Origin of the sequence: Streptomyces glaucescens (genome assembly GCF_002154375.1) — a bacterium.
Taxonomy (GTDB): Bacteria; Actinomycetota; Actinomycetes; order Streptomycetales; family Streptomycetaceae; genus Streptomyces; species Streptomyces glaucescens.
Genome location: NZ_MUND01000598.1, coordinates 1 through 5,379 on the forward strand (window position 1 = coordinate 1; position 5,379 = coordinate 5,379).

4 protein-coding genes and 1 pseudogene are annotated in these 5,379 nt (G+C 71.8%); 2 read left to right on the forward strand and 3 right to left on the reverse strand.

Going from position 1 to position 5,379, the window contains the following annotated elements; genetic code table 11:
- The coding region (locus tag CCN42_RS32650) for a pectinesterase family protein (protein WP_245877574.1) at positions 1 to 473 on the forward strand (473 nt) is incomplete at its 5' end.
- Positions 466 to 1,512: a dienelactone hydrolase family protein gene (locus tag CCN42_RS32655; protein ID WP_086741004.1), complete on the forward strand. Its 1,047-nt coding sequence runs from the start codon at positions 466 to 468 to the stop codon at positions 1,510 to 1,512. The genes CCN42_RS32650 and CCN42_RS32655, both read left to right, overlap by 8 nt.
- Before the next feature lie 3 nt (positions 1,513 to 1,515).
- Here the strand turns inward: CCN42_RS32655 and CCN42_RS32660 are convergent, their stop codons facing one another.
- The 3 genes and pseudogenes from CCN42_RS32660 to CCN42_RS32670 all read right to left on the reverse strand — a co-directional run.
- The gene (locus CCN42_RS32660; RefSeq protein ID WP_086741006.1) at positions 1,516 to 3,714 is read right to left on the reverse strand and encodes a glycoside hydrolase family 43 protein; all 2,199 of its coding nucleotides are present in this window, start codon (positions 3,712 to 3,714) and stop codon (positions 1,516 to 1,518) included.
- A 253-nt stretch (positions 3,715 to 3,967) separates the two neighbouring features.
- Entirely contained in the window at positions 3,968 to 4,801 is an 834-nt protein-coding gene (locus tag CCN42_RS32665; RefSeq protein ID WP_086172579.1) for a pectate lyase, read from the reverse strand.
- Between the two features lie 83 nt (positions 4,802 to 4,884).
- Positions 4,885 to 5,379 (reverse strand): annotated as a pseudogene (locus CCN42_RS32670) (hypothetical protein); the annotation flags it as partial.

Genomic DNA, 5,379 nt, shown 5'->3' on the forward strand with positions numbered 1-5,379 from the left:
TCGAGGGCGACGTCGACTTCGTCTTCGGCCGGGCCACCGCCGTCTTCGAGCACTGCCACTTCCGCACCCTGGACCGCACCGACCTGGCCGGCGCCCCGTACGGCTTCGTCTTCGCCCCGTCGACCGCGGCCCCCAACCCACGCGGCTACCTCGTCACCCGGTGCCGGATCAGCAGCGAGGCGCCCGACGGGTACTACAAGCTGGCCCGCCCCTGGGTGCCCAGCTCCGACCCGACCGCCCGGCCCTCCCTCGTCGTCCGGGACACCTGGCTCGGCCCCGGCATCGACGCGGTCGCGCCCTACGCCAACATGTCGGACGCCTTCCCCTGGCAGAACCAGCGGTTCGCCGAGTACCGCAACCTGGGCCCCGGCGCCCGGGTCACCGCTGCGGAGAACCGGCCCCGGCTGACGGCCGCCGAGGCGGGTGAGCACACCGAGCGGGCGTACCTCGGCGACTGGCGGCCGGATGCCTGAGCCGCCGCCGGCGCTCAAGGAGGAGTTGACGTTCCCGCTCGCCTGGGGCGCCTCGCCCGTGCGCGACTTCGGTGCCTGGCGGCGGGCCGCCCGTGCCACGGTCGAGGCGCATCTGCTGGTCGGCCGGCAGGACGGGACGCCGTACGCCCCCGAGTACGGCGGGCGGGAGGAAGGGGACGGGTACACACGGGAGCTGGTGACCGTCTCCCTCACCCGCTACGCACGCGTCCGCGGCGTGCTGCTCACCCCGCACGGGCGCGGGCCGTTCCCCGCGGTGCTGCTGCTGCACGACCACGGGTCCAGGTTCGACATCGGCAAGGAGAAACTGGTCCGGCCCTGGTACGACGACACCCGGCTGGCCTCCGCACGGGACTGGGCGGAGCGGTGCTTCAGCGGGCGGTTCGTCGGTGACGAGCTGGCCCGGCGCGGCTATGCCGTGCTGTGTCTGGACGCGCCGGGCTGGGGCGACCGGGGGCCGCTCGCGTACGCGCAGCAGCAGGCGCTGGCCGCGCACTTCTACCAGCTGGGCTCGTCCCTCGCCGGGCTCATGGCGCGGGAGGACGCCCGGGCCGCATCCTTCCTGGCCGGGCTCGACCGGGTCGACGCCCGCCGGGTGGCCGCTCTCGGCTTCTCCATGGGCGGTTACCGGGCCTGGCAGGCGGCCGCGCTCGGCGACGACATCGCCGCCGCGGCGAGCGTGTGCTGGATGACCGGCCTGAAGGAGATGCTGGTGCCCGGCGACAACTCCCTGCGCGGGCAGTCGGCGTACTACATGCTGCATCCGGGGCTCGCCCGGCACCTCGACCTCCCCGACGTCGCGAGCATCGCCGCCCCCAGGCCGATGCTCTTCTTCCACGGCGGCCTGGATCCCCTGTTCCGTGCCGAGGGGGTACGGGCGGCCCACGAGAAGCTGCGCGCCGTGTGGCGGTTCCACGGCGCCGAGGAGCGGCTGCGGCTGAAGACGTGGCCGGACCTCGGCCACGTCTTCACCGACCGGATGCAGGACGAGGTGTTCGCCTGGCTCGACGGCGTGCTGTGAGGCTCACCGCCGTACCGGGCGGACCGACTCCAGGGTCGGCACCACGGGCGTGATCGTTCCGTCGGCCGCGAACCGGAGGCGGTCGACCGTGGTCTCCCGGTGGGTGCCGTCGCCGCCGGGCCGCCCGGGGCCGTCGAGGGCGAAGCGGTGGTAGACGACGTACCAGTCGTCGGTGCCGGGCCTGTTCACCACCGAGTGGTGGCCGGTGCCGAGGATGCCGTACTCCGGGCGCTTGGCGAGGATCGTGCCCCGCTTCGTCCACGGGCCGAGCGGGCTCGGGCCGGTCGCGTAGGCCACGTGGTAGTTCTCGCTGCGGGTGTCGTCCTCGGACCACATGAAGTAGTAGGTGCCCTGCCGCTTCACCACGAACGAGCCCTCGCGGAAGTCCGCCGGGGTGATGTCCCGGACCCGGGCGGCGTCGAAGGAGGTCATGTCGTCGTTCAGCGGGACGACGTAGCCCCGTCCGTTGCCCCAGTAGAGGTACGACGTGCCGTCGTCGTCGGTGAAGACGGCCGGGTCGATCATCTGGCCCGCGAACTGCCCCTCGGCGACCAGGGGTCTGCCGAGCGCGTCCTCGAAGGGGCCGGCGGGGGAGTCGGCGACGGCCACCCCGATCTGCTGCTCGGCGCAGAAGTAGAAGTAGTACTTCCCGTTCCTCTCGGCGATCGCGGGCGCCCAGGCGTACCGGTCCGCCCAGGTCACGTCCGGGCCGAGGTCGAGGATCACGCCGTGGTCCTCCCAGTGGACGAGGTCCTCGGAGGAGAAGGCCGTGAACCGGGTGCCTCCCCAGCCGCGGAAGCCGTCCGTCGTCGGGTAGAGCCAGTAGCGGCCGTCCATGTACCGGATGTCGGGGTCCGCGTACAGGCCGGGGAGGACCGGGCTGCGGGTGGGGACCGCCTCGACCGTCCAGGTGCGGGTGGTGCCGTCGGCCGCCCGCACCGTGTACGTCCGCGGGGTGCGGAAGTCCCGGCGGGTGCCGGAGGGCGGGGTGAGCGTGGCGCCCGCGCCGACGGCCAGTTCCGGGGCGAGGCGGCGCAGGTCGGCGTTCGGCTTCATCGGCAGCACGACCTTCGAGGCGGCCTCGGTGACGACGGCGTACCCCTTCTGGCCCTTCGCCGTCGCGTCCACCACGGATGCCGGGGTCACCGGGTAGGCGGCCAGCAGCCGGTCGTACTCCTCCTGGGTCACGGGCAGGACCGTGCCGTGCCGCGGGCTGGCCGGGAGCCGGTGGCCGCGCGACGGGATCCACTCGCCGGAGGCCAGGTCGGTGGTCTCGAAGGGGACATAGCCGCGCCCGCCGTATTCGTCGATGAAGAGGTACCACTTGTCCTCGGTGTTCGACTTGAACACGGTCGGGCCCTCGCCGCGGTCCAGCGCGCCGCTGCCGACACAGTCCGCGAGGAAGTCGTACGAGGTGCTGGTGAGGCGCGTCGACTTCTCGGCGGTGATGAACTTCGAGCAGGGGCTCGAACTGCCCGGGTCGCGTTCGTCCTTGGTGTAGCGGTAGTAGGTGCCCTCGTGCTCGACGACCGTGGAGTCGATCACCGAGTAGCCCGGGTCGCTCCACACCTTCGGCTCGCTGAAGGTGCGGAAGTCCTCCGTGGTGGCGTACAGCATCCTGTTGTAGGTGGAGCCCCGGTGCTCCGGGTCGTCCGGCGCGTACAGCTTGGACGCCCAGAAGACGACGTACGCGCCCAGCGACTCGTCCCAGTAGGCCTCAGGCGCCCAGGTGTTGCCCGCGGTGTCCGGGGAGACCCGCACCAGGCGCTGGTCGGTCCAGTGGACCAGGTCGGTCGACTCCCACACCATGATCGACTTGCTGCCGTGCCGCTGCACCTGGTCCCAGCTGCCGCTGGCGTTCCGGTACATCCGCAGATCGGTGGCGATCATGTAGAACCGGTCGCCCTCGGGGGAGCGGATCACGAACGGGTCGCGCAGGCCTTTCTCGCCGATCGTGGAGGTGAGGACCGGCTTGCCCGCGTTCAGCTCGCGCCAGTGCAGGGGGTCGTTGCCGCGGCTGAGGGCGTAGCGGATCTGTTCGCCGTCGGCGGTGCCCTCGCCGGTGAAGTAGGCGAAGAGGTAGCCGGCGTACTCCGGGGCTTTCACGGGAGGTGCTCCTGGGTGGGCGGTGCCCGGTGGGGCGGTGAGCAGGGCGAGGAGGAGGGCCAGGAAGGGGAGCAGGAGCAGGCGGGGGCGGCGCATGGCACTCCTGTGGGGATGTGGGGGATTCTGTTGGAAGACGGTGCCTTGGGAGTGTCAGGGGGCGGGGCCGGAGGGGTCAATCGGTGCGGGAGGGAAGAGCGCGAGCGAAAGTTTCCGACCCTTTCGGAAGGCCGGGTGTGCGAACGCCCCCGCCGGTCGTCACCGGCGGGGGCGTTCCTGGGTGCCGGGCGAGGGGGGCTCGCACCGGCACCGGCAACCGGACCGAGGGGGGCTCGGACCGGCGGCTGTGGGCCTACTTGTAGACGAGGTCGGAGGCCGTGTAGAGGCAGTGCGTGCCGTCCGGGCCGGTGCCCAGCTCCTTGGGCTCCTTGCCCGTGTTGTTGCCCTGGAAGCGGGTGCACGGCTTGATCTTCTTGCCGCTGTCGCCGTGGATGCGCACGTTGCGCAGGGCGGCCGTCTCGCCGAAGTTGGCGTTGATGCCGACGATCGACTTGCCGGGCGCGGTGACGTCGACGTCGTTGATGATCACCTGGCGGTTCTTGTACTGCGTCGAGCAGTTGCCGCAGGTGCGCACCAGCTTGCCGAAGTCGGAGACTTGGAACTTCGTCACGACCAGCTTGCCCGCGCCGTTGAACTGGAAGACCTTGTCGTCGGCCTTCCGCGCGCCGCCGCCGTGCACGGTGTAGACGGCCGAGGCCGACTTGCCCTTGAAGGTGGCGGCGTCCTCGCCGACGTCCTCCCACCACACGTTCTGCAGGGTGCAGCTGCCCATGCAGTGGATGCCGTCGGCCGCCGGGGCACCGAGGATGACGTTCTTCAGCACCGCGCCGTCGGCGAGCTTGAAGAGCGGGTCCTGGCCCTCGTCCTGTCCGGTGCCGCCGAGTTCGCCGGTGCCGTAGAAGCGCTTGTAGCCGCCGTCGTAGGTGCCGGAGACGGGGATGGTGCTGCTGACGGCCTTGGGGCCCTTGGCCGTCGGCCACGAGGACGCGGCGCCCGCGGAGGACAGCATCGTCGTGGTGACGATCGCCGCCCCGGTGATGCCGAGGGCGGTGGCGCCGGCGATCGCCGCGCGTCGTTTCGTGACGCGGCGGCGGTGGCGGACGCGCTGTTCGGCTCGTGCTGTCATGCCATTCCTTGCGTGGGAGGGAAACCTTGCGTCTCCTGGTCGCCACGGGCGGAGAAAGGGTTGCCGCGTCTTCCGATCTTTTTTCACGACTCCCCGCGCGGGGCGAAGTCGCCCGCCACGGCCAGCTCTTCGGACCCGGTGCGGGCCGTCGCCGCGTAGCTGTCGTCCCCGGCGTCCCGGCCGCCGCGCTCATGGTCGTACTGCCCCGCGAACACCCACTCGCCCGCCGGGACCGTACGGCCCTCCCTCAGCCGCCAGGTGTAGACGAGGAACCCGTCCTCCTCGCCGACCGTCAGCTCGAAGTCGTCCTCGGGCAGCGAGCGCCAGGCGCCCGTGGAGGACACCCCGCCGGTCTGCGCCACCCGCAACTGCACGACAAGCTCGGTGAGTTGCCCGGACGTCTTCAGCGTGACATTGCTCTGCGCCCAGAACTCGTTGCTGTGCGGATCCACCGAGCCGTCCGACCAGAGCGGGCCGTCCTCGACGTCACCGCCGGCGGGCAGCCGCGGGGGCGCCGACGACGACGGGCTGCCGGAGGGCGGCGCCGTGGACGACGGCGCGGCGGGCTCCTCCCGCCG

What these genes read in the sequence shown, in the direction of transcription:
- CCN42_RS32655 (WP_086741004.1), top strand. Translation starts at nt 466, where the DNA reads ATGCCTGAGCCGCCGCCGGCGCTCAAGGAGGAGTTGACGTTCCCGCTC.
- CCN42_RS32660 (WP_086741006.1), bottom strand. Translation starts at nt 3,714, where the DNA reads ATGCGCCGCCCCCGCCTGCTCCTGCTCCCCTTCCTGGCCCTCCTCCTC.
- CCN42_RS32665 (WP_086172579.1), bottom strand. Translation starts at nt 4,801, where the DNA reads ATGACAGCACGAGCCGAACAGCGCGTCCGCCACCGCCGCCGCGTCACG.